17 protein-coding genes and 1 riboswitch are annotated in these 21312 nt (G+C 71.1%); of the genes, 6 read left to right on the top strand and 11 right to left on the bottom strand.

Features of this window, described 5'->3' with window-relative positions; all coding sequences use genetic code 11:
• Positions 1-5: 5 nt before the first annotated feature.
• A complete protein-coding gene (locus ACFXP5_RS05875) occupies positions 6-1439 on the bottom strand; it encodes a helix-turn-helix domain-containing protein (protein ID WP_394543887.1) in 1434 nt (477 codons plus the stop codon).
• Between the two features lie 109 nt (positions 1440-1548).
• On the opposite strand from ACFXP5_RS05875, the gene ACFXP5_RS05870 reads away from it, so the two are divergent.
• Complete coding sequence (locus ACFXP5_RS05870; RefSeq protein ID WP_394543886.1) at positions 1549-3411, top strand: phosphoenolpyruvate carboxykinase (GTP); 1863 nt, start codon at positions 1549-1551, stop codon at positions 3409-3411.
• Here the strand turns inward: ACFXP5_RS05870 and ACFXP5_RS05865 are convergent.
• Together ACFXP5_RS05865 and ACFXP5_RS05860 are read right to left on the bottom strand one after the other, a co-directional pair.
• A complete protein-coding gene (locus tag ACFXP5_RS05865) occupies positions 3408-5318 on the bottom strand; it encodes an ABC transporter ATP-binding protein (RefSeq protein ID WP_394529310.1) in 1911 nt (636 codons plus the stop codon). The two genes, ACFXP5_RS05870 and ACFXP5_RS05865, sit on opposite strands and share 4 nt — an antisense overlap.
• Positions 5319-5344: 26 nt before the next feature.
• The gene (locus ACFXP5_RS05860) at positions 5345-5557 is read right to left on the bottom strand and encodes an AsnC family protein (protein ID WP_394529309.1); all 213 of its coding nucleotides are present in this window, start codon (positions 5555-5557) and stop codon (positions 5345-5347) included.
• Positions 5558-5694: 137 nt separating this feature from the next.
• Here ACFXP5_RS05860 and ACFXP5_RS05855 point away from each other — a divergent pair, with 137 nt between their 5' ends.
• The 4 genes from ACFXP5_RS05855 to ACFXP5_RS05840 are packed head-to-tail and all read left to right on the top strand — an operon-like array spanning position 5695 to position 12567.
• Positions 5695-8361 (top strand): hypothetical protein, encoded by a 2667-nt coding sequence (locus tag ACFXP5_RS05855; protein ID WP_394543885.1) that lies wholly within the window; start codon positions 5695-5697, stop codon positions 8359-8361.
• Between the two features lie 56 nt (positions 8362-8417).
• Positions 8418-10907, top strand: a complete 2490-nt coding sequence (locus ACFXP5_RS05850) for an FtsX-like permease family protein (protein WP_394543884.1) — start codon at positions 8418-8420, stop codon at positions 10905-10907.
• Complete coding sequence (locus ACFXP5_RS05845; protein ID WP_394543882.1) at positions 10904-11803, top strand: ABC transporter ATP-binding protein; 900 nt, start codon at positions 10904-10906, stop codon at positions 11801-11803. The genes ACFXP5_RS05850 and ACFXP5_RS05845 overlap by 4 nt, the downstream gene beginning before the upstream one ends.
• Positions 11800-12567: an ABC transporter ATP-binding protein gene (locus tag ACFXP5_RS05840; RefSeq protein WP_394543880.1), complete on the top strand. Its 768-nt coding sequence runs from the start codon at positions 11800-11802 to the stop codon at positions 12565-12567. Before ACFXP5_RS05845 ends, ACFXP5_RS05840 begins: the two co-directional genes overlap by 4 nt.
• Here ACFXP5_RS05840 and ACFXP5_RS05835 read toward each other — a convergent pair.
• The 7 genes from ACFXP5_RS05835 to ACFXP5_RS05805 form a co-directional block, all read right to left on the bottom strand.
• Complete coding sequence (locus tag ACFXP5_RS05835) at positions 12564-14039, bottom strand: MFS transporter (protein WP_394543878.1); 1476 nt, start codon at positions 14037-14039, stop codon at positions 12564-12566. The genes ACFXP5_RS05840 and ACFXP5_RS05835 overlap by 4 nt on opposite strands.
• 169 nt (positions 14040-14208) lie before the next feature.
• Positions 14209-14685, bottom strand: coding sequence for a 6,7-dimethyl-8-ribityllumazine synthase (gene ribH / locus ACFXP5_RS05830; protein WP_394543877.1), 477 nt, complete (start codon positions 14683-14685; stop codon positions 14209-14211).
• Entirely contained in the window at positions 14682-15950 is a 1269-nt protein-coding gene (ribA, locus tag ACFXP5_RS05825; RefSeq protein ID WP_394543875.1) for a GTP cyclohydrolase II, read from the bottom strand. Before ribA ends, ribH begins: the two co-directional genes overlap by 4 nt.
• Positions 15947-16579 carry a riboflavin synthase gene (locus ACFXP5_RS05820; RefSeq protein WP_394543874.1) on the bottom strand — a complete coding sequence of 211 codons (633 nt, stop codon included), beginning with the start codon at positions 16577-16579 and terminating at the stop codon, positions 15947-15949. The genes ribA and ACFXP5_RS05820 overlap by 4 nt, the downstream gene beginning before the upstream one ends.
• Positions 16579-17604 (bottom strand): bifunctional diaminohydroxyphosphoribosylaminopyrimidine deaminase/5-amino-6-(5-phosphoribosylamino)uracil reductase RibD, encoded by a 1026-nt coding sequence (gene ribD, locus ACFXP5_RS05815; protein WP_394543872.1) that lies wholly within the window; start codon positions 17602-17604, stop codon positions 16579-16581. Before ribD ends, ACFXP5_RS05820 begins: the two co-directional genes overlap by 1 nt.
• A 57-nt stretch (positions 17605-17661) precedes the next feature.
• Positions 17662-17813, bottom strand: a riboswitch (FMN riboswitch).
• Positions 17814-17879: 66 nt separating this feature from the next.
• Positions 17880-18743 carry an Fpg/Nei family DNA glycosylase gene (locus ACFXP5_RS05810; RefSeq protein WP_394543871.1) on the bottom strand — a complete coding sequence of 288 codons (864 nt, stop codon included), beginning with the start codon at positions 18741-18743 and terminating at the stop codon, positions 17880-17882.
• 34 nt (positions 18744-18777) lie between these two features.
• Positions 18778-19341, bottom strand: coding sequence for a GNAT family N-acetyltransferase (locus ACFXP5_RS05805; RefSeq protein WP_394543870.1), 564 nt, complete (start codon positions 19339-19341; stop codon positions 18778-18780).
• Between the two features lie 414 nt (positions 19342-19755).
• On the opposite strand from ACFXP5_RS05805, the gene ACFXP5_RS05800 reads away from it, so the two are divergent.
• Complete coding sequence (locus tag ACFXP5_RS05800; RefSeq protein ID WP_394543869.1) at positions 19756-20595, top strand: endonuclease domain-containing protein; 840 nt, start codon at positions 19756-19758, stop codon at positions 20593-20595.
• Between the two features lie 154 nt (positions 20596-20749).
• On the opposite strand, the gene ACFXP5_RS05795 is transcribed toward ACFXP5_RS05800, so the two are convergent.
• Positions 20750-21307, bottom strand: coding sequence for a CGNR zinc finger domain-containing protein (locus ACFXP5_RS05795; RefSeq protein WP_394543868.1), 558 nt, complete (start codon positions 21305-21307; stop codon positions 20750-20752).
• Between the last annotated feature and the right edge of the window lie 5 nt (positions 21308-21312).

Below are 21312 nucleotides of genomic sequence, written 5' to 3'. Positions count from 1 at the left end.
GGAGGTCAGGCGTGGCGGTCGAGGAAGGCGAACACCTCGGTGTCGTCGACGCCGGGGAAATCGCCGCGGGGGAGCGGCGAGAACATGTGGCGGTGCACTCGCGCGCTCGGCCAGGCCTTCCCCGACCAACGAGCCGCGGAATCGGCGGGTGGGCGGCGGCAGCACGATTCGTCGGGACAGCGCGAGGTCTCCCGGGTCTGGGTCTCGCGGCCACGGAACCAGCGGGCGTCGTCGAAGGGCACACCCACCGTGATCGAGAAGTCGCCCTCGGCGGTGGTGCCGGTCTGGGTCGAACACCAGAACGTGCCACCGGGGGTGTCGGTGTATTGGTAGTGCTCGGTGGTGCGGTTCTTCTCATCGAACGCGGCACGCGCCGACCAGCGGCGGCAGACGCGCTGGCCCTCGACCGCGCCGGTGACGTCGGTGGGCAAGGGCAGCCCGTCGTTCTCGTAGACGCGCGAGATCGCGCCCGAGCCGTCGGTACGCAGGAAGTGCAGGCGGATGCCGAGGTGGCGGGTCAGCAGGTTCGTCATCCGCATCCCGGCGGCTTCGTGGGTCACGCCGAAAGCGTCGCGGAAGTCCTCGACGGCGAGGTTGCGGTCCTTCTTGGCCTGGTGCAGAAACGCGACCGCATTCCCTTCGGGGGTGAGACAGCATCCGGCGTAGTAGTTGATCTCGAGGCGCTGCTGCAGGAAGTCGGCGTAATCGGTCGGTGGGCGGTGACCGAGCAGGCGGTGCGCCATCGCCTGCAGCGCCATCGAGCGCAGGCCGTGGCCGCCGGGAATCGAGGCGGGGGGCAGGTAGATGCGCCCGTTCTCAAGGTCGGTGACCGATCGCGCCGAGTGCGGTAGATCGTCGACGTAGATCAGTTCGAAACCGAGCTGCTCGGCCATGATGCTGACCGTGCGGTGCGTGAGCGCACCCGAGGTGTGCCCCGCCGCCTTCAGCTGCTTCTCGGCGAGCTTCTCGATCTCGGGGAGGTAGTTGTCGGCGGCGCGCATGCGCAGGCGCAACTCGGTGTTGGCGCGGCGCGCCTCTTCGGGGGTGGCGATCGCCTCGCGCTCGCGGCGCTGCAGTTCGCGGTGAAGGCCCAGGATCGACTCGATCGTGTCGTCGCTCATCCCCTTGCTCACGCGCACCGGCGCGATGCCGAGCTGGTGGAACACCGGGCTGCCCTGTGCGCGCTCGAGTTCGATCTCGAGGGCGGCACGTCGATTCGGTGGCTCCTCCGACAGCAGCTCGGACACCTCGGTGGACGTCGCCCGCGCGATCTGCTGCAGCAGGGACAGCTTCGGCTCCCGTTTGCCGTTCTCGATGAGGCTCAGCTGGCTGCCCGCAACACCCACGAGGGCGCCCAGCTCGTCGAGGGTCAGGCCGTGCTCGAGGCGCACGTGCCGGATGCGGTGGCCGAGGGTGGCGAGTTCCAGCGAGGGGGCCATTCCTTGATGCTAGCGAAAGAACAGCCAGATTTAACAGGACCGATTCGGGTAAACGCCGCCTCAGTCGCCGATCGTGGAAGAAGTATCCCGTTCTGATCGGAGTATCCGCATGGCACTCGTCGACACCTTCCGCCCCGTCTCTCCCTCGACCTCGCTGGGCGCACCTCCCAGCCCGCAGCGCGAGGGCCTCGCCGAGCTCGAAGCGTGGGTCGAGCGGATCGCGGCGCTCACCCAGCCCGACCGCGTGCACTGGGTCGACGGGAGCGCCGCGGAGAACGCCGCACTCCTGCGTGAACTCGTCGCCGAAGGGAAGCTCATCAAGCTGAACCCCGAGTGGCGCCCCGGTTCGTACCTCGCCCGTTCGCACCCCGGTGACGTCGCCCGCGTCGAGGGACGCACGTTCATCGCCTCGGAGCACGAAGCCGACGCCGGCCCGACCAACAACTGGATCGCCCCCGACGAGATCCGCGGCACCCTCGACACGCTCTTCGCGGGATCCATGCGCGGGCGCACGCTCTACGTCGTGCCGTTCTCGCTCGGCACCGTCGGCGGTCCGCTGTCGCACATCGGGGTGCAGCTGACCGACAGCGCCTACGCCGTCGCATCGATCGGGATGATGACGCGTGTCGGCACCGACGTGCTCGCCCAGATCGCCGAGGGGGCGCCGTGGGTGAGAACGGTGCACTCCGTCGGGGCGCCGCTGGCGCCGGGTGAGGCGGATGCTGCCTGGCCCTGCAACGACGAGAAGTACATCGTGCACTTCCCCGACACGCTCGAGGTGTGGTCGTTCGGCTCGGGGTACGGCGGGAACGCGATCCTGGCGAAGAAATGCGTGGCGCTGCGCATCGCATCCGTCATCGGTCGCGACGAGGGCTGGCTCGCGGAGCACATGCTGCTGATCCGCGTCATCGACCCGACCGGCCGCGCGTACCACCTGGCCGCGGCGTTCCCCTCGGCGTGCGGCAAGACGAACCTCGCGATGCTGCGCCCCACGATCCCCGGGTGGCGCGTCGAGACCCTCGGCGATGACATCGCGTGGATCCGCCCCGGTGCGGACGGGCGCATGTGGGCCATCAACCCCGAGGCGGGTTTCTTCGGGGTCGCGCCGGGAACGGGCGAGGCGACCAACGTCACGGCGGTCGAGACGCTGTGGGGCAACACGATCTTCACCAACGTCGCGCTACGCCCGGACGGTGACGTCTGGTGGGAGGGGCTCACGGACGAGGCGCCGCCGCGGCTCACCGACTGGGAGGGCAACGACTGGACTCCGGCATCGGGGCGGCCCGCCGCGCACCCCAACTCCCGTTTCACCGTCGGCGCCGCGCAGTGCCCGCAGATCGCGGCCGACTGGGAGGATCCGAACGGGGTGCCGCTGGACGCGATCCTCTTCGGCGGTCGGCGCGCGACGAACGTGCCGCTCGTGCTCGAGGCGACCGACTGGGCGCACGGGGTGTTCCTCGGTTCGACCATCTCGTCGGAGAAGACCGCGGCCGCGGAGGGAACCGTGGGGGAGCTGCGCCGCGACCCGTTCGCGATGCTGCCGTTCTGCGGCTACAACATGGCCGACTACTTCGGGCACTGGCTCTCGGTGGGGGAGCGCGTGCGCTTCGACCGCGCGCCGCGCATCTTCCAGGTGAACTGGTTCCGCAAGGGGGCCGACGGGCGTTTCCTCTGGCCCGGGTTCGGTGAGAACGCGCGGGTGATCGACTGGATCATCCGCCGCATCCAGGGCACGGCGCCCGCGGTCTCGACCCCGATCGGGCGGATCCCCGCCCCCGGTTCGCTCAACCTCGACGGTATCGACGTCCCCGAGGCCGACCTCGACGAGCTGTTCGCCATCGACAAGGAATCCTGGCTGCGGGAGGCCGACCTCACGGAGGAGTTCTACGCGACCTTCGGCGATCGCATCCCCGCGGCGCTGACCGCCGAGCTGTCGGCCCTCCGGTACCGGCTGCGCGGAGCGCCGAACTAGACCAGCAGCTGGTGACGGGCGAGATCGCGGTAGAGCGGGGTGGACTCCACCAGCTCGGAATGCGTGCCCTGACCGACGACGCGACCGTGGTCCATCACGACGATCAGGTCGCTGTCGACCACCGTCGAGAGGCGGTGCGCGATCACGATGAGCGTCCGGCCGGCAGCGACCGCGTCGATCGCGTCGCGCATGCGCTGCTCATTGAGTCCATCCAGCGATGAGGTCGATTCGTCGAGCAGCAGAATAGGCGGCGCCGCCAGCAGCGCGCGGGCGATCGCGAGACGCTGGCGCTCACCGCCCGAGAGCATCACGCCGGCCTCGCCGACGGGTGCATTCACGCCGAGCGCATTGCGCTCGAGCACGTCGCCGAGGTTGACCGCGCGCAGCACGTCCTCGATCTGGTCATCGGATGCTTCCGGCGACGCCAGCCGTAGATTCTCGGCGATCGTGCCGGCCAGGGTGGGGGCGTCCTGTTCGACGTATCCCAGCTGGTGGCGGAGATCGTCACGGTCGAGGGCGCGCACGTCGACGCCGTCGAGCAGGATGGCTCCCTCGGTCGGGTCGTAGAACCGCTCGATGAGGGCGAGCGTCGTGCTCTTGCCCGCGCCCGAGGGCCCGACGAGAGCGACGCGGGAGCCCCGCGGCACCTCGAACGACACGCCGCGGAGCACCTCATCGTCGTGCTGGTGCACGCCGTCCGTGACCGCGGGCAGGTCGATCGCGGTGGTGTCGACGCGCGCACGCTCGAGGGCGGCGACAGCCTCGGTCTCGGCGCTGCGTCGAGCGGCGACGACGTTCTCGGGGTAGCGGAAGTGCACGTCGCGGAAGGCCACGGCCGCCGACGTCGGCGCCGCCTCGACGAGCGGAAGGCGGGCGGCGATCGCGGCGTCGTCCTGCGATTCGATCGGGAGGTCGATGACCTCCTGGATGCGACCGAGCGCGCCGAGCGCCTGGTTGACGGAGGTGATCGCTCCCAGGATCGTTCCGAGCGGACCGACCAGCAAGAACAGGAACATCACAAAGGTCACGAGCGAGGCGATCGAGATGGCACCCGCAGCGACGCGGTACCCGCCGACGCCCAGCACGACGAGAAGCGACACCTGCAGGGCGATACCGGCGATCGGAACGACCAGGGCGGAGACCTTGGCAATGCGCACGCCCACGCCGTAGGCCTCACCCGCGATGCCCGTGATCTGCTCGACTTCGCGTTCGGTGGCCCCGGAAGCGCGCACCGTGCGGATGGAGCCGATGGCTCGCTCGACCCCCGAGGCGAGTTCGCCGACCTTCTCCTGCTGGGCCGCGGTCGCCTTGCGGATCCGCGCGGACAGCAGGGTCACGCCGACGACGGAGACACCGATCACGACCACGATCAGCACCAGCAGCACCGGATCGATGACCGCCATGGCGATGATCGCGCCGATGAGGATGAGGGAGCTTCCGACCGCGTCGGCGAGGCCCTGGGTGAGGACGGCGTACAGCAGCGTGGTGTCGGTGCCGACGCGCGAGACGAGATCGCCGGTGCGGCGGGCGTCGAACTCGGCGATCGGCAGGTGCAGGATGCGTCCGATGAGTTTGCGACGGCTGGAGTAGACGACCGCGGTTCCGGTGCGCTGCAGGAGGTAGTGCTGGTAGCCGGAGATGACCGACGACACCACGACGAGCGCGACGATCGCCCAGACGAGGGCGCCGAGGGGCTGCTGATTCTGCACAAGGGCGATGACCTGCCCGACCAGCAGGGGCTGAGCGAGCGTGGTCACGGCTCCGAGGATGCTGAGCACACCCACGACGATGAGCACCCGTTTGTGCTCCAACAGGAACGGCAGGAGCTGTCGGAAGCTCGCGCGGGGTCCCTCGTCGTTCTTCGCGCGGCCGAAGCGCGCTCGACGGGCAGGGGCAGCAGTGGACATGGCAGTACCTCGTTCGTGCGGGTGGGTCACCTTCGACCGTACTTCTTGTGGGCGGCCTGTCGGGTCACGCCGAGGGCGCCCGCGATGGCCACCCAGGAGTACCCGGCGACGCGTGCTCGGCGCACCTGCTCCGCCTCGGCCCGCGCCAGAGCCTGACGCAGCTCGTTGAGGCGGTGCAGCTCGGCGATCGGTCCGCCATCGCCGGACTCGCTGATGGCCGTGCGGAATGCTTCGCTCATGGTGCCCTCTCGACCCGTCAACCATAGTTGACACGCCAGCGCAGTGTCAACCTTGGTTGACGTACGGCGCGCCGGACTAACGCGGCGACCCCTGCGGGAACTACTGTGCGGTGAGTCATCGAGTCGACGGGGAATTCGTGCACATCGCTTCATCGCTTTCGCGCCGCGCGCTGGAGCTGTCCGCAGCGGTGGTCGTCGCGGTGGTGGCATTCCTCCTCGTTCTCCTCCCCCTGCTCATCGGGGGAGCGGTGGACGAGCTGGCGCGCACCACGCTCGCCGAAGGGCGCGGCGACGATGTGGTGCTGGTCGTGCGGTTGCCGGGGTCGCAAGACACCGAGGCTCGTGATGCATCGGTGCGCGCGGCGATCGCCGCGTCCTTCGGCCCGGATGGCGCGGATCTCGCCCTCGATGTCGCGAAGACCGCCGACGGCGACGAGGTGCAGTGGACTCTGACCCCCCGCGCCGCCGAGGCGACGGCCGAACAGCTGGCCGCCGTACCGGCCGCCTGGCGGGGGATGCGTCGCGCGCTCGCCGCCGAGGACTTCGGCAGCGCCGACCCCGAGTTCTCGGGGAGTCTTGTACCGACCGCGTTGGAGGTGACGCGTCAGGCCGATGCGCTGCGCGCCTCCCTCCCGCTCGCCCTCACGGTGGTGGCGCTCGTCGCGGTCGTCTCCACGAATGAGATCGCGCGCCTCCTGGCGGCCCGGGGTGCCCCCCGCGCCTTGCTCCTCTGGTCGCGCGGAGCGCGACTGCGCCGCCTCCTCGTCGATGCCGGACTGCCCGCTGCTGCGGCGATCGTCGTCGGCGCGGCGGCGGGCGCCGGGGCGGGCCTCGCCGCCGCCCAGGTGGCGGGGCAGGACGTGGCGCCGGCGAGCATTTCAGCGGGTATCGCACTGGGCGGCCCGCTGGCGGCCGCGTGCGTCGCCGTCGCTCTCGTGGGCGCCTACGCCTGGTTCGCTGTGCGCTCCTTCGAACGTCCTGAGCAGGTCTCGGCGGGCTCCCGGGTGCGTCGCGCGTCGATCATCGTGTCGACGGTGCTGCTGCTGGCGGCGGCGATCTTCTCGGGCTGGCAGCTGCTCTTGTACGCCGCGGCGTCGTCGACCGCGGAGGGGGCTCGCCCCGACGCCGTCCAGCTGCTGGCCCCGGTCCTCGGCCTGAGCGCGCTCATCCTCGCGGGCGTCGGCCTCTTCGCCCTGCTGCAAGCGCCGCTGGAGCGGACGCTCACCCGCCGCGCGGGGCCGTTCGCTGCGGTGTGGGTGCGCGGCGCGTTCCGCCGGGGTGCGGTGTCGGTGACGCCCATCGTGCTGAGCGCGCTCGCGATCGCCCAGCTGGTCGTCGCCGCGGGCTTCGCCGGTTCGTGGTCCCAGCGGTACGACGCGGTCTCGACCTGGGAGCACGGCACGGCGGTGCGCGTGACCGGCGAGACCCGTGAGGTCGATCCGGAGACCCTGAGTGCGGTCGCCGGGCTCGGTCAGGTGGCGCGGGTGGCGTCGATCCGCCTCGCGGAGCAATCGGTCTCCGCGCAGTCGGTGGCCGTTCTGGCGGCGTCCGCACCGACCGTCGCCGAACTCGTCTCGGCCCCGCCGGCCGAGCGTGCCCGCCTCGCAGCAGCCATCACCCCCGACGAGGTGCCGGGGTGGGAAATCGACGGCGGGCAGCGTCTGCAGTTCGCCCTCGAGGGGTCTGCGGTGACACCGGAGACCACGGTGACGGCGACTTTCATGGACGATGACGCAACCGTCGTGACGGTCGAGAGCACGCCCGCGGGGGAGACCGGGCGGGACGCCCAAGCGGTGGTCCCCACGACAGGCAGGCACTGGCGCCTCGTCGGTCTGGAGATCACCGGATCACCCTCGGAGGATGACGAGGAGCCCACGGTGACCGTCGAGGAGGTGCGCGCGGGCGATGCTGTGCTGGACCCGAACGGCTGGATCGCGGTCAGCGTGGAATCCCAACCGGTCTCCCTCGGCGAAGCCGACTCCGCTTTGACCGCCCTGTTGGAGCCCGGCGTGGCCGGGGTGCGCTTCATCGCGCCGATCAGCTCAGAACCGCTTCCCGTCGTCGCATCCGAGGCGTTCCTCGCCGTCACCGGCTTGAAAGTCGGCTCGTCGTTCCGTCTGCCCCTCTGGGCGCTCGAGGACACGACGGCCGAGGTGGTGGCTGTCGTTCCCGCCATCCCCGGGTCAGACCTTGCCCCCGCCCTCCTGATCGATGCGCGGACCCCGCTCGTCGACGCTCTCTCGTGGGTCTCGCAGCCGCCCGGGCCGTCTCATCTCTGGCTCGGGCCGGCGGCGGATCCCGCAGCGACGGCCGCAGCCGTGCGCGCCGTCCTTCCCGCGGGCGCGAGGGTCGACGGGACGGCCATCGACCCCGCTCGAGCGCTGCTCCTCACGGCACCGACGGCGGTGGCGTGGGGCGCCGCCGGAGCGGCGGTGCTGGCGCTGGTCGGCACGGCCGCCGCGGCGAGCGCCGGGAGGAGGGCAGCGTCCGGGGAGGCGGCCGCGCTCCGGGCCATCGGCGTGAGCGGGCGCACGCGACGAGGTCTCCGCCTCGCCGAGCGGGGGAGCGTGGTGGCGGTGGGACTCGTGATCGGCGCGATAGCCGGCCTCGCGGTGACGGTCATCCTCCTTCCCACGCTCGCCAGCGGGGCGGCGATGAGCGACGCGATCGGGCTGGCCCCCGCGGCGTTCGAGGCAGGAATCCTCGTCACCTCCACCCTTGCCCTGCTGGCCGGTCTGAGCGTGGTCGTGGTGCTCTCCGCCGTGGACGAGCGCCCTCCCTCGAGCAGCGGAGGGCAGCGATGAGCGTGATCCGACGCCGTTTCCGGACACTCCGTCCCCACCGGGCGCCCCTCGTTGTGATGGCTCTCCTCGTGGTCGTGCTGGTGAGCGCGATCACCGTGCTTCCGCGCGCCCTGGCGGTCGCCGACGACGACCGGCTGGCCGATGCCATGGACCCCGCCACCACGAGTGCTGCCGAGATCACGCTCAGTACCCGCTGGGGCGACACCGTAGGGGGCGGTGAGATCGTGTCGTTGCTCGCGAAGGCCGCGGACGAGTTTCCTTCCGGTCTCGAGGAGCCGTTGCGTTCCGCCGTCGGACCGGCGCGTCTCAGCGTGGTTCTCGATCCGCGTGATGTGGATGTCCCCGGTCCGGGCGGTGAAGCGATCGATCTGCGTCTGGGCGTCGAACCCGATCTCCTGCCCACCGCCCAGGTCATCGACGGGGTGCTGCCCGCGGCATGGGACGGCTCAGGTCCGCTCGACATCGCGCTGCAGGCCGCCGTGGCCGATCGGCTCGGCGCGACGGTCGGCTCCGCGCTGCCCGCGCAGGGTCTGGAGCTGCGCGTATCGGCGGTCATCGACGCTCCCGAGGCGGGGGTGGAGAGCGACGGCTCGCTCGCGGTGTTCCGCGATGTCGCGGTGGAGAGGCTCGAGAGCGGGGGATCGGTGCTGGCGGCCGGTGCGTGGGTGGATCCGGGGAGCCTGGGCGCGCTGGAATCGGAGCTGCTGAACGCCCAGCTCACAGCGCGGCTCCCCATCGGCGCCGACGGCCTCAGCGCCGCCGACATCCCCGCTCTCGCGGCATCCGTCCGGGCAGCGTCCAGCACCGGGGCCGCCCTCCCCCGGGGCGAACCCCTCTACGTCAGTTCCCGGTTGCCGTCCATCCTCGACCGGGTGGCCGCGGCTCAAGCCAACACCACGGCGCTGGCGTGGTTGCTGGCGTCGTCCACCCTGGGCGCCGTCGTCGTCGCGATGCTGCTGGCGGCCCGGGCTTACGCCGACCGGCGCTCGGCGGGGCGCCGCCTGCTCTCGGCGCGCGGCGCCGGTGCGACGCGACTGTTCCGAGAAGGCGTGGTCGATGCCGCGATCGCGGTGGTCCCCGCCGCTCTGCTCGGCGCGGGTATCGCGGTGGCGGCCGTGATGACCGGCGTGGGCTCGGGCGCGCCCGACTTCGTGCTCGTCGCCCTCGTCGGTGGAGTGGCCGTGGCGATCGGCGGGGTCGCGGCGCTGACGCTGCCCGAAGCGTGGCGCACCCCCGTCCGACTCGGTCTCGACGTGGTGCTCCTCGCGCTCGGGGTGACGGCCGCATCGCTGCTCGTCACCCGGGGATTCGCCACGCCCGGGAACACCGTCGACCCGTTCCTGCTCACCGCCCCGGTGTGGATCGCGATCGCCGGTGGAGTCATCGGAGCGCGGATGCTGCCGCTCGCCCTGCGGGGAGCCGAGAGCGCCGGGCGGCGCACCGCGGGTGCTGCGCGCCGGGTGGCGCTCGCCTGGGCTGCCCGCCGACCGTCGGGAGTGCTGCCGTTCGCAGCCATCGTCGTCGCGCTGACCGCCGCCGTCAGTTGCGTGGTCGTCGGCAGCGCGTTGGCCGACGCGCTGAGCGAGGCCGCCCGGGCCGAGGTGGGCGCGGATGCCCGGATCGTCGGCGGGGACGAGGGGGCGTCTCCGGAGGAGATCGGCGCCCTGCCCGGGGTGGCGGCGGTCGCGACCGTGCGCGTGCTGGACAGCCTGGATCTGACGGACGGCGGGCGAACGCGGTCGGCCACCGTGCTCGTCGCCGACACGGCGGCGTTGCACGCCGTCCGCCCCGATCTGCCCGTCCTGGCGGCCGGGGAGATCGCGATCCCGCCGGTGCTGGCAGACGGCTTCCGCCAGCAGGCGGAGCTCGCGGGAGCGCCCGTGCAGACGTCCATCACGAGCGCCACGATGCCGATCTCGGACGGTCGCTGGGTGCTGGTGGATGCGAGTTCCCTCACCGAGATCGACCTCTCGGGGGCCGTCTGGGTCCTCTGCCGGTGGGACGAGGGCTCGGCCGGAGATCCGGCCGCCGCAGTGCGCGCCGTGGCCGGGGAGAACGCGACCGTCCTCGTCGCCACCGAGGTGCGGGCTGCCGCTGCCGCGCAACCCGCCCCGTCGATCCTGACCACGGTCCTCGTGACGGGAGCGATTCTGCCCATCATCCTGGCGGCGCTGGCGGTCGCGGCCTCCGTCGCCGCCGATGCCCCCGAACGCCGACGCCTCTCGGCGATCCTGCGCCTGCTCGGTCTGCCGGGACCCGGCGGATGGCTGCCCGCCCTCTGGCAGGTGGTGCCGTTGGTCCTGGCCGGCACGATCGTCGGGGGCATCGGCGGACTCCTCGTTGCCGCCCTCGTTCACGGAGCCGTCGACATCGCCCGCGTCGCGGGCGCGGAGACGGCGGGCGTGAGTGCGCTGACGGTGCCCTGGGCCGTCGTGCTCGCTGTCGTGGCCGGCAGCGCACTCCTCCTCATCGGCGCCGGTACGGCCGCCGCGCGCCCGGGTGCGCGGCCCGCCGAACGTCGACTGGTAGAAAGCGGAGCATCATGAACACCCAGCCCCCCGCCCTCATCGAGTGCACCGACGTCGTCCGCATCTACCGCGGAGTGGGCGTCGAGGTGCAAGCGCTGCAGGGTCTCAACCTCCGGGTCGAACCCGCGGAGTTGACCGCGATCGTCGGGGCCTCGGGCTCCGGCAAATCCACCCTGCTCGGCATCCTCTCGGCGCTGGACGTCGCCAGCGCCGGAAGCGTGCGGGTGGCCGGTCACGATCTCATGGCCATGAACGCATCGGAACGCGCTCGCTACCGCCGGGAAACAGCCGGATTCATCTGGCAGCAGACGTCGCGGAACTTCGTCGAGGGGCTCTCGATCGTGGACAACATCGACCTCGCGGCGTCCCTCGTGGGCGGCGACCGCCGGCGACGCGCCCAGCGGGTGCGCGAGGTGGTGCAGCTGCTCGACATCGAGGACATCGCGGAGAAACCTCCCGTCCAGGTGACCGGCGGACAGCGCCAGCGCGCCGCGATCGCGATCGGGCTGGTGAACGAGCCCGACGTGCTCTTCGCCGACGAGCCCACCGGCGAGCTCGACGAGGCCAGCTCCGCTCAGGTTCTCGAGGCGATGCGGTCGGTCAACGAACGCAGCGGCGTCACCGTGCTGATCGTGACGCACGACCCCGACGTCGCCGACCACGTGCGCCGCACCGTGCAGATCCGCGACGGGCGCACCTCCAGCGAGGTGCTGCGATCGACGCGGGTGGATGCCGGCGGTGTGGAGCGGGGCGTCGCGGAGGAGTTCGCCGTGCTCGACCGTGCCGGTCGCCTGCAGCTGCCGCAGGCCGAGCTTGACCGTCTGGGAATGCGCGAACGCGTGCGTCTCGGTTTCGGCGAGCGCCATATCGAGGTCCATCCCGAGACCCCGCAACAGGACGCAGGAGAACGATGACCGAGCCCATGGTGCGAAGCACCGGCCTCACCCGCGTGTTCGGCAGCGGGGACACGCGCACCGTCGCTTTGGCGGGGGTCGACCTCGAGGTGGCCGCGGGCGAGGTCGTCGCCGTACGCGGTCCATCCGGATCGGGCAAGACGACCCTTCTCACCCTGCTCGTGGGTATCGATGAGCCCACCTCGGGAACGGCGTGGGTGGACGGGGTCGATCTCGCCAGCGCGGGCGAGGCTGCGCTCGCACGCCTGCGCTCGGAGACCCTGGGCTTCGTCGCGCAGGATTTCGCCCTCGTGGAGATGCTGACGGCTGCCGAGAACATCGAACTCCCGCTGCGGATCACGCGCACCCCCGTCGCCGAGCGCGAGGAGCGCGTCGCTGCAGCGCTCGAGGCCGTGGGCCTCACCGCCCACGGGGCTCAGCGCCCCAGTGAGCTCTCGGGCGGTCAGCAACAGCGCGTGGCGATCGCGCGGGCGCTCGTGCATCGCCCGCGCGTCCTGCTCGCCGACGAACCGACGGCCCAGCTCGACAGCGAGACGGCCAAGACCGTCATGGGGCTGATCGTCGAACGCGCACACGCCGATGGCGTGGCGGTGATCGTGACGACGCACGACCCCGAACTGGTCGTCCTCGCCGATCGGGTGCTCGAGATCCACGACGGACGGATCGCGGCGCCGGCTCGACCGGCGGCCGAGGTGACGATGACGAGACGGATGCTGCGGGGCGCCGGGCCCGCGCAGCATCCGTCGTCGTCTTCGTCTCTTTAGAGCGACCCGGTGGCGCCGAGGCCGATGTTCTCGTCGTAGTCGATGTCCTTGGTCTCCTTCGACAGCAGGAGCGCGATGAAGGTCAACACGCCCATGGCCGAGAGGTAGACACCGACCAGCCACGGGTTGCCGTCACCGAGCTGCCACAGCGCCAGCGCGATGATGGGCGCAACGGCCGCCCCGAGGATCGAGGAGACGTTGTACGAGATCGCCGATCCCGAATAGCGCACGTTGGTGGGGAACAGCTCGGGCAGGAGCGCCCCCATCGGGCCGAAGGTGGCGCCCATCAACATGAACCCGACGACGAGGAACGCCTGGGTGAGCGCACCGGTGAACTTCGGGTCGGCCTGCGGCAGCAGGAAGATCGAGAAGGTCAGGCCGAACACGATGATGAGTCCGGTGATCCACAGCAGCAACCGGCGGCGTCCGATCGAGTCCGCGATCGGACCCGACAGCAGGGTGAAGATGCCGAAGAACACCACACCGATGATCTGCATGATCACGAAGTCGGTGTAGCCGAAGCCGAGGCCGGGATAGAACTGCGCGGCGAAGGCGGCAGGGTCGAACGCCTTGCCCGCGGCTTCGGCGGCCGCTTGCGCGGCGGCGCTCGCGGTCTCGAGGCTCGCCGCCTTCGTGCCGTACGACAGGGTGAAGTTCGTCATCAGGTAGAACAGCACGTACGTCGCGAGCATGATGAACGTGCCGAGGATGAGCGACTTCCAGTGGTGGCGCACGACGACGGCGAGCGGGAACTTGCGGATCGCGCCCTTCTCCTCGGCCTTGACGAACGACTCCGACTCGACGAGGCGCAGGCGCACCCAGAGCCCGACGATCACCATGACCGCGGAGAACAGGAACGGTACGCGCCAGCCCCACGCGAGGAAGTCCGCGGAGCGCTGCCCCGCACCGTCGGGGTGGGGGAGGGCGAAGTTGATCAGCAGGAACACCGTGTTGGCGATGATGAAGCCGATCGGTGCGCCGAGCTGGGGGAAGGTGCCGTACCAGGCTCGCTTGCCCTTGGGCGCGTTCTCGGTCGCCACGAGCGCTGCGCCCGACCACTCGCCACCGAGCGCGAAGCCCTGCGCGAGGCGCAGGATCAGCAGCAGCACGGCGGCCCACACGCCGATGTCGTTGAAGGTCGGCAGGCATCCGATGAGGAAGGTCGCGATGCCCATCGTGAGCAGCGAGGCGACGAGCGTGGCCTTACGGCCGAAGCGGTCGCCGAAGTGCCCGAAGACGACCGCGCCGATGGGGCGAGCGATCATCGCCGCGCCGAAGACGCTGAACGACAGCAGCAGCGCCGTCGTGTCGTTGCCGGTGGGGAAGAACAGGGTGGGGAAGACGAGCACGGCCGCCGTCGCATAGACGTAGAAGTCGTAGAACTCGATCGTGGTGCCGATGAGGCTGGCGGTGATCACGCGCGAACGCGGATTGGCCGGGGCAGCGGTGGTCGGGGTGGCAGAAGTGGTCACAGAGAGGCCTGTCGAAGAGTCGCGAGAGGACGCGCGTTCTGCGACGCGTCGCGGTGGGCGGCCGTCGACGCGGGGTGTGCGTTGACGGCTCGACGCCGGATCACCGTGTGGGCGGGATGGTGGCCCGCACACGATCTTCCATCTTACGCCCGGTGAACTCCCAGCTTCGCTACCCGCGGAGATCCCGCAGCACGAGCGCCGTGCTCACGGCGGCGTTGGCCGCTTCCGCGCCCTTGTCCTCCTTCGAGCCGGGGAGGCCCGCTCGGTCGAGTCCCTGCTGCTCGTCGTCCAGCGTCAGCACACCGAACCCGATCGGGCGGCCGGCGTCGATCGCGACGCGCGTGAGGCCGTCGGTGGCGGCGGAGGAGACGTATTCGAAGTGCGGGGTCCCGCCGCGGATGATGACGCCCAGCGCGACCACGGCATCGGCTCCGCCGTCGAACGCGGCTTTCGCGGCGACCGGCAGCTCGAACGAGCCCGGAACGCGCACGACGCGCCACGACGCCCCGGAGGCGTCCAGCACGCGGCGTGCCCCCTCGATCAGCCCGTCGGTGATGACCTCGTGCCACGTGCCCGCGACGACGACGATGTTCAGTCCGTGACCGTCCACCGTTCCGCCGGCGACCGGCGCTCCTTTGATGCTCATGCTCCGCTTCCCTCTTTCATCTGTGCCAGCGCGTCGCTCAGATCCTGCTCGTCGATGAGGTGCCCCATCCGGTCCCGCTTGGTCTCCAGGTACTGGTGGTTGTTCGGACCGACCCCCACGAGGAGCGGCACCTGCTCGACGACCTCGAGTCCCAGCTCGCGCAGCTGCGACACCTTGTCGGTGTTGTTGGTCAACAGCCGCACCCGCTCCACGCCGAGGTCGGCGAGGATGCCGGCCGCGGCGGCGTAGTCGCGGGCGTCGGCGGGCAGGCCCAGGGCGAGATTCGCATCCACGGTGTCGAGGCCCCGCTCCTGCAGGCTGTAGGCGCGCAGCTTGTTGATCAGTCCGATGCCGCGGCCCTCGTGTCCACGCATGTAGACGACCACGCCGCCCTCCTGCTCGATGGCGTCGAGTGCAGCATCCAATTGCGGACCGCACTCGCATTTCAGCGAACCGAACGCCTCGCCGGTGAGGCACTCCGAGTGCACGCGCACGAGCGGGGCGTCGCCGGAGAGGTCGCCCGAGACGACCGCGAGGTGGTCGGTGCCGGTCATCCGGTCCTTGTACGCGAGGAAGCGGAACTCGCCGTGCGAGGTGGGCACCTTCGCCTCGGCGCGCAGGCTCACCCGGCGCCGGTGGCGCTCAGCGGGCGCGGGTGAGATCTCGTCGAGGTGGGCGATGAGCTGCTCGATGGTGATGACGGGGATGCTGTCGCGCTCGCCGAGTTCGATGAGGCCGGGCAGGCGCATCATGCTGCCGTCCTCGGCGACGATCTCGGCGATCGCACCGACCGGCGAGAGGCCGGCCAGGCGCATCAGCTCGACCGCGGCCTCGGTGTGGCCGCTGCGCTCGCGCACGCCGCCGTCCACCGCGCGCAGCGGCAGGATGTGTCCGGGGCGGCGCACGCTGGTGGGAACCGACGTCGGGTTGGCGAGCACGTTGAGGGTGTGTGCGCGGTCGGCCGCGCTGATCCCGGTGGTGACCTTGTCGGCAGCGTCGACGCTCACCGTGTAGGCGGTGCCGCGGGCGTCTTCGTTCACCTCGACCATCGGGGGCAGGTCGAGGCGATCGGCCCACTCGGCGGGCATCGGAGCGCAGATGAATCCGCTCGACCACCGCACGGTCCACGCGATCCACTCGGGCGTCGCGCGCTCGGCCGAGAGCACCACGTCGCCTTCGTTCTCGCGGTTCTCGTCGTCGGCGACGATGACGGGACGCCCGGCGCGCAGGGCGTCGAGGGCGTCGGTGATGGGCGACAGGCTCATCGTGAGCCTCCTTCAGGGTGGGAGCGGGGGAAGGACAGCAACCGCTGCACGTGGCGAGCGAGGATGTCGGTTTCGAGGTTGACCCGGTCGCCCGCCGCGATGTCGCCGAGCGTGGTCGCCGTGAGTGTCTCGGGGATCAGCGAGACCTCGACCCATTGCGCGGGCTCGTCGGCGGGGCTCACCGCGCTGACGGTGAGCGAGATGCCGTCGATCGCGATCGAGCCCTTGTCGACCACGAGGGGGGCGAGCTCGGCCGGGACGCCGATGCGCAGCACCCGCCACTCTTCGCCCGGACGCACCTCCAGCACCTCGCCGGTGCCGTCGATGTGGCCCTGCACGATGTGACCGCCGAGGCGGCCGTGCGCGGCCGTGGCGCGCTCGAGGTTGACCGGGCGCCCCGCCGCGACCCCGGCGAGGGTCGACATGTCGAGCGTCTGCTTCATGACGTCGGCCGTGAACCAGTCCGCGCCCTGTTCGACGACGGTCAAGCACACGCCGCTCACGGAGATCGAGTCGCCGTGTCCGGCATCCGACACCGCCACGGGGGCCTGGACGGTGAGTCTCACGCCGTCGCCCGATGCCTCCACGGCCGTCACGGTTCCGACTTCTTCCACGATTCCGGTGAACATCACGCGTCTCCTTCCGAGACGGGGTGGGCGAGGATCAGCAGATCGTCGCCGAGGGGGGTGACGGATGCGGTGCGCAACCGTAGGGCGTCGGCCATGGTGGGGACGCCGAGGTCGCCGAGGGCGAGTCGGGAGCCGCCCAGCAGCACGGGGGCGATGTAGACGAGCACCTCGTCGACGAGGCCGTCGCGGAGGAACGCGCTGGCCAGGGTGGGGCCGCCCTCGACGAACACGCTCTGGATGCCCCGGTCCTTCAGATCGGTGAGCACCCGGTGCAGGTCGCGGGTCGGGTAGATGAGCGGCTCGACGGGGTGGCGACGGATCGCAGCATCGACCGGCACGTCGGCGGAGCCGATGACGACGGGCTGCGGCTGACGCTCGCGGAGCTCCCCGGCGGAGGTGCGCGCGGTGAGGGCGGGGTCATCGGCCAGCACCGTGCCGGTGCCGACGACGATCGCGTCGGCGGCGGAGCGGCGGACGTGCACGTCGGCGCGCGCCTCCTCGCCGGTGATCCAGCGGCTCGTGCCGTCGTCGGCGGCAGCGCGGCCGTCGAGGCTCTGCGCCCACTTCACGGTGACGTGCGGGCGCCCGCGCCGCTGCACTTCGAGCCAGCCGTCGAGCAGGGCGGTGGCGTCCTCGGCGAGGACACCGGATTCGACCGAGACGCCGCCCTCGCGCAGTCGTTCGGCGCCGCCGGCGGCCTTGAGGTTCGGATCCTGCAGCGCGTAGATGACGCGGCTGACCCCAGCCTCCAACAGCGCGAGCGCGCAGGGGCCGGTGCGTCCGGTGTGGTTGCAGGGCTCGAGGGTGACGACCGCGGTGGTTCCGCGGGCCTCGCCCTCGGCGAGCTGCGAGAGCGCGTCGACCTCGGCGTGCGGGGTGCCTGCGCCGCGGTGCCAGCCCTCGGCGAGGATGTCGCCGTCGGGGGAGAGGATCACCGCACCGACCTGTGGATTGACTCCCGTCGGCCCGCGCTCGGCGAGTTCGAGCGCGCGGCGCATGGCCGCGAGTTCGGCGGGCGTGGGCATCGTTCCTCATCTCTCCGGGTGTTCCGGGAGCACAGGACGAGGCAGCACGGCGTACCGTGCGTGCTTCCTCCCATCCGGACTGACGACGATCCCTCGTCGCATCACCGTCGGTCCCGGAATTCCACCGGATCGGCCCCTCGCCTCTTGCGGGGCAGGGGTTCGCGGACTATCACCGCCGGTTCGGATTCTCACCGACCCCGGAGCACGTTGCTGGTGCGAGTCTAATCAACGCGTCGCGCGCCGATTCATTCCCGACGCCCGGCGTCATGCCGGGGCTACTTCAACAGGCGCGAGAGGCGTCGGTCGGCGAGGATCTTGCCCCCGGTCTGGCACGTCGCGCAATACTCGAGCGAGTTGTCGGCGAAGAACACGCTGCGCACCTCGTCGCCGCACACCACGCAGGTCTCGCCGCGACGCCCGTGCACCCGCATGCCCCGGCGTTTGGCGTCCTTGAGGTCGGCCGGTGGTTTGCCGGATGATGCCGCGATCGCCTCGGCGAGCGTGTCGACGAGCGCCGTGTACAGCCCGTCGATCTCGGGATCGGTGAGGTTGGCGGCGAGGGCGTACGGCGACATGCGGGCGGCGTGCAGGATCTCGTCGGAGTAGGCGTTGCCGACTCCCGCGAGCACCGACTGATCGCGCAGCACACCCTTGATCTGCGTGCGGCGCCCCGCGAGCAGCGCGGCGAAGGCATCCCGGTCGAAGTCGGCGTCGAGGGGATCGGGCCCGAGCCGCGCGATGCCGGGCACCTCCTCGGGCCGGCGCACGACGTACACGGCCAGCGACTTCTTCGTCCCCGCCTCGGTCAGATCGAACCCGGATCCGTCCGAGAACCCGACACGCAGGGCGATCGGCGTCTTCCCTGGGCGGATGATCGTGTCGGGCAGCTTCTCGTACCACCGGAGCCACCCCGCCTTGGCGAGATGGAAGACGAGGTGGGACTCAGCGTCCGTCTGCACATCGATGAACTTGCCGTGCCGCTCGATGCCGGTGATGGTGCTGCCCACCAGGGCGGTGATCGGGGGGTCGTAGGTCTTGAGGGCGGCGATGGCGGTGATGGCGGCTCGCGTGACGGTGAGGCCGGTCACCCGCCCGCGCAGGAAGTCGACGAGGCCCTGGACTTCCGGCATCTCCGGCATGCGCCCATCCTTCCACGTCGGGCCGGGCGGCGGCTCAGTCGGCCAGCACCGGCCAGGGCTGCGGGATGCGGGCGTCGGTGGGGAGCAGCCCCGCCACCCAGGCGTCGGCGCGGCCGAGCGGAGTGGACATGGACTGCCGCAGCGTGCCCTCGTAGTGGAAGCCGAGCGCCTGCGCAGCGCGTGCGGAGGCGGTGTTGCCGGCGACCGCCTGCCATTCGATGCGCGCGAGTTGCAATCCGTCGTCGGCGAATCCGAAGTCGAGGACGGCGGCCATCGCCTCGCGGAGGTAGCCGCGGCCCCGCTCGCCCGCCTCCAACCAATAGCCGACCGTGGCGTTACCGCCGGCGACGGCGTGCAGGTCCAGCATCCCGATCAGTCGCCCCTCGAGCCGGATCGCCCAGATGAGCGCGGAACCGCGCGCCCAGTCCCCGACGACCTGGCCGATGAACATGACCGCGTCCTCGCGGAGGTACGGCGTAGGCACGGTGGTGTACTTCTGGATCTCGGCGTCCTGGCACGCCGCGTGGATCGCGTCGACGTCCGCGATCGTGGGCACGGACAGCGTCAGGCGCGGCGTGTGGAGGGTGACCGAGTCCATCCCGTCACCCTATCCACCCCTCCCTCCCCGCCCGTCGCGCCGGTGGCCGGTGGCTGGTGCCGTTCCGCTATGTACCGAACTCAGGATGGATGGCCCTCCCGCGGCCGATTGGAGCCGGAAACGCGCGGGCGGCTCGGTCCGTCCTGAGGTCGGTACACGTGCGGCTCCTTCCGGGTGGTCGGCCGCCGCCCGGCGGATGCCGGCGTTTCCCGCGAGGGCTGACTGCTGACTGTGCACCGAACGCAGGATGGATGGTCCACACGGGCTGAATCGGGGCCGGAAACGGGCGGGCGGCTCGATCCGTCCTGAGTTAGGTCTGTGAACGGCTCCTCCCCAAGGGGCTGATGGCCGGCGGCTGTGCACGGCTGCGGGTCAGGCGCGCCATGGGCAGCGACGCGCGCGCACCCTCGGGTGATGACTGTCGAGATTCTGCACCGCGCCGACCTCTTCGCCCTGGGTCTCGGGCGCCGGGCGATAGATGCCGCGCTGGAGGCCGGTGCGCTGATCCGTGCCCGCCGCGACCACTATCTTCCGGGGGACGCTCCGGACGAGCTCGTTCGCGCGGCCCGGGTCGGTGGCAGGCTGACGTGCCTGTCCCTCCTAGCCCTCCTCGACGTGTTCGTGCTCACCAATGCCCGCCTTCATGTTCATCTGCCGCCCTCCGCGAGTCGGATGCGTTCACCCCACGACCGCCGCCGTCAGCTCGAAGGGCGGGGACGGCGCGGGGTGCGCCTGCACTGGATGCCCGTCGGCCGCGATCCCGATCGCCTCGTTGCCGTGACGATCGTGGATGCTCTTGTGCACTCCGCCCGATGCCAGGCCCCGCGGGCCTTCATCGCGAGCATCGATAGTGCTTTGAATCAGGGTCTCATCTCGGTTGCAGACGTCGCCGAGATCTTCCGCCGCCTACCCCGTCGCTTCTCATCGCTCAGGTCGCTCGTCGATGGGCGTGCCGAGTCGGGACCCGAGACGCTCATGCGTCTGATGCTGCGAACGCTGGGGTGCACGGTCGAGTTGCAGGTCTCCTTCGATCGCATCGGACGGGTGGATCTTCTCGTCAACGGGTGGCTGGTGATCGAATGCGACAGCGAGCGGTATCACTCCGACTGGGCCGCGCAGGAGAAGGACCGACGACGAGATCTGGCTCTCGCCGCCCGCGGGTTCACCCCCCTCCGCCCGACCGCGGCGATGATCATGTGGCAGCCCGAGATGGTTCTGGCCGCGGTGAGAGGCATCCTCGCCGCCCGACGCTGAGGCGCGCGAGGCGGGGACCTACGGCCCGACCCCTTCCGTACCGTTCTCAGGAGGAACTGGCCACGACGCCCACCAACCGCCCTTTCGGGCCGATCAAGCGCGGCTTTCCTGAGTTCGGTACACGCGCCCCGCTCCGGGAGGGCGCACGGAAGCGCTACCGGGCCGGAGTGGCGGCCTGCTGGCGCCAGCGCGCCTGCTTCGCGCGGTTGCCGCAGATCGCCATCGCGCACCACTGGCCGGTGCGCGAGCGGGAGGTGTCGTAGAACCCCCACCGGCAGGCGTCGCTCGCGCACGCCTTGAGACGCGACCACGACCCGTCCTGCAGCGCTGACGCGACGCTCGCGACGATGCGTCCGTACACCGCGGGCATCCCGCGCTCGGGAGGCGCGAGGCGGGCGCCATCCGGGGTGAAGCGAACCGCCGGGCGAGCGCGGTCGGCCGCGCGGTCGAGGGCGGCGATCGTCTCGGGAGGCAACGGGGCTCGATCGTGGTTCGCGATCAGGGCGGCGCGCAGGGCTTCACGTAGCTCGCGCGCCTCGGAGAGCTGCGCGGCATCCGCCGACGCGTCGAGCGACTGCCCGGCCGCCCAGGCGCGCCACCCCTCGGCGTCCGCGAGCACATCGGTTCCCGCTTCGATGTCGAGGGTGTTCACGTACGCGCGCACGAACTCCAGCTCGCCCGGAGCCGGGGTGACGGGGGACGCTTCTGCCATGTCAC

Origin of the sequence: Microbacterium hanjuni (assembly GCF_043556395.1) — a bacterium.
Taxonomy (GTDB): Bacteria; Actinomycetota; Actinomycetes; order Actinomycetales; family Microbacteriaceae; genus Microbacterium.
This window is presented reverse-complemented; position numbering and strand designations above follow the sequence as displayed.

What these genes read in the sequence shown, in the direction of transcription:
- ACFXP5_RS05875 (WP_394543887.1), bottom strand. Translation starts at nt 1,439, where the DNA reads ATGGCCCCCTCGCTGGAACTCGCCACCCTCGGCCACCGCATCCGGCAC.
- ACFXP5_RS05845 (WP_394543882.1), top strand. Translation starts at nt 10,904, where the DNA reads ATGAACACCCAGCCCCCCGCCCTCATCGAGTGCACCGACGTCGTCCGC.
- ACFXP5_RS05795 (WP_394543868.1), bottom strand. Translation starts at nt 21,307, where the DNA reads ATGGCAGAAGCGTCCCCCGTCACCCCGGCTCCGGGCGAGCTGGAGTTC.
- ACFXP5_RS05850 (WP_394543884.1), top strand. Translation starts at nt 8,418, where the DNA reads ATGGCTCTCCTCGTGGTCGTGCTGGTGAGCGCGATCACCGTGCTTCCG.
- ribD (WP_394543872.1), bottom strand. Translation starts at nt 17,604, where the DNA reads ATGCCCACGCCCGCCGAACTCGCGGCCATGCGCCGCGCGCTCGAACTC.
- ACFXP5_RS05840 (WP_394543880.1), top strand. Translation starts at nt 11,800, where the DNA reads ATGACCGAGCCCATGGTGCGAAGCACCGGCCTCACCCGCGTGTTCGGC.
- ACFXP5_RS05865 (WP_394529310.1), bottom strand. Translation starts at nt 5,318, where the DNA reads ATGTCCACTGCTGCCCCTGCCCGTCGAGCGCGCTTCGGCCGCGCGAAG.
- ACFXP5_RS05805 (WP_394543870.1), bottom strand. Translation starts at nt 19,341, where the DNA reads ATGGACTCGGTCACCCTCCACACGCCGCGCCTGACGCTGTCCGTGCCC.
- ACFXP5_RS05860 (WP_394529309.1), bottom strand. Translation starts at nt 5,557, where the DNA reads ATGAGCGAAGCATTCCGCACGGCCATCAGCGAGTCCGGCGATGGCGGA.
- ACFXP5_RS05810 (WP_394543871.1), bottom strand. Translation starts at nt 18,743, where the DNA reads ATGCCGGAGATGCCGGAAGTCCAGGGCCTCGTCGACTTCCTGCGCGGG.
- ACFXP5_RS05820 (WP_394543874.1), bottom strand. Translation starts at nt 16,579, where the DNA reads ATGTTCACCGGAATCGTGGAAGAAGTCGGAACCGTGACGGCCGTGGAG.
- ribA (WP_394543875.1), bottom strand. Translation starts at nt 15,950, where the DNA reads ATGAGCCTGTCGCCCATCACCGACGCCCTCGACGCCCTGCGCGCCGGG.
- ribH (WP_394543877.1), bottom strand. Translation starts at nt 14,685, where the DNA reads ATGAGCATCAAAGGAGCGCCGGTCGCCGGCGGAACGGTGGACGGTCAC.
- ACFXP5_RS05870 (WP_394543886.1), top strand. Translation starts at nt 1,549, where the DNA reads ATGGCACTCGTCGACACCTTCCGCCCCGTCTCTCCCTCGACCTCGCTG.
- ACFXP5_RS05800 (WP_394543869.1), top strand. Translation starts at nt 19,756, where the DNA reads ATGACTGTCGAGATTCTGCACCGCGCCGACCTCTTCGCCCTGGGTCTC.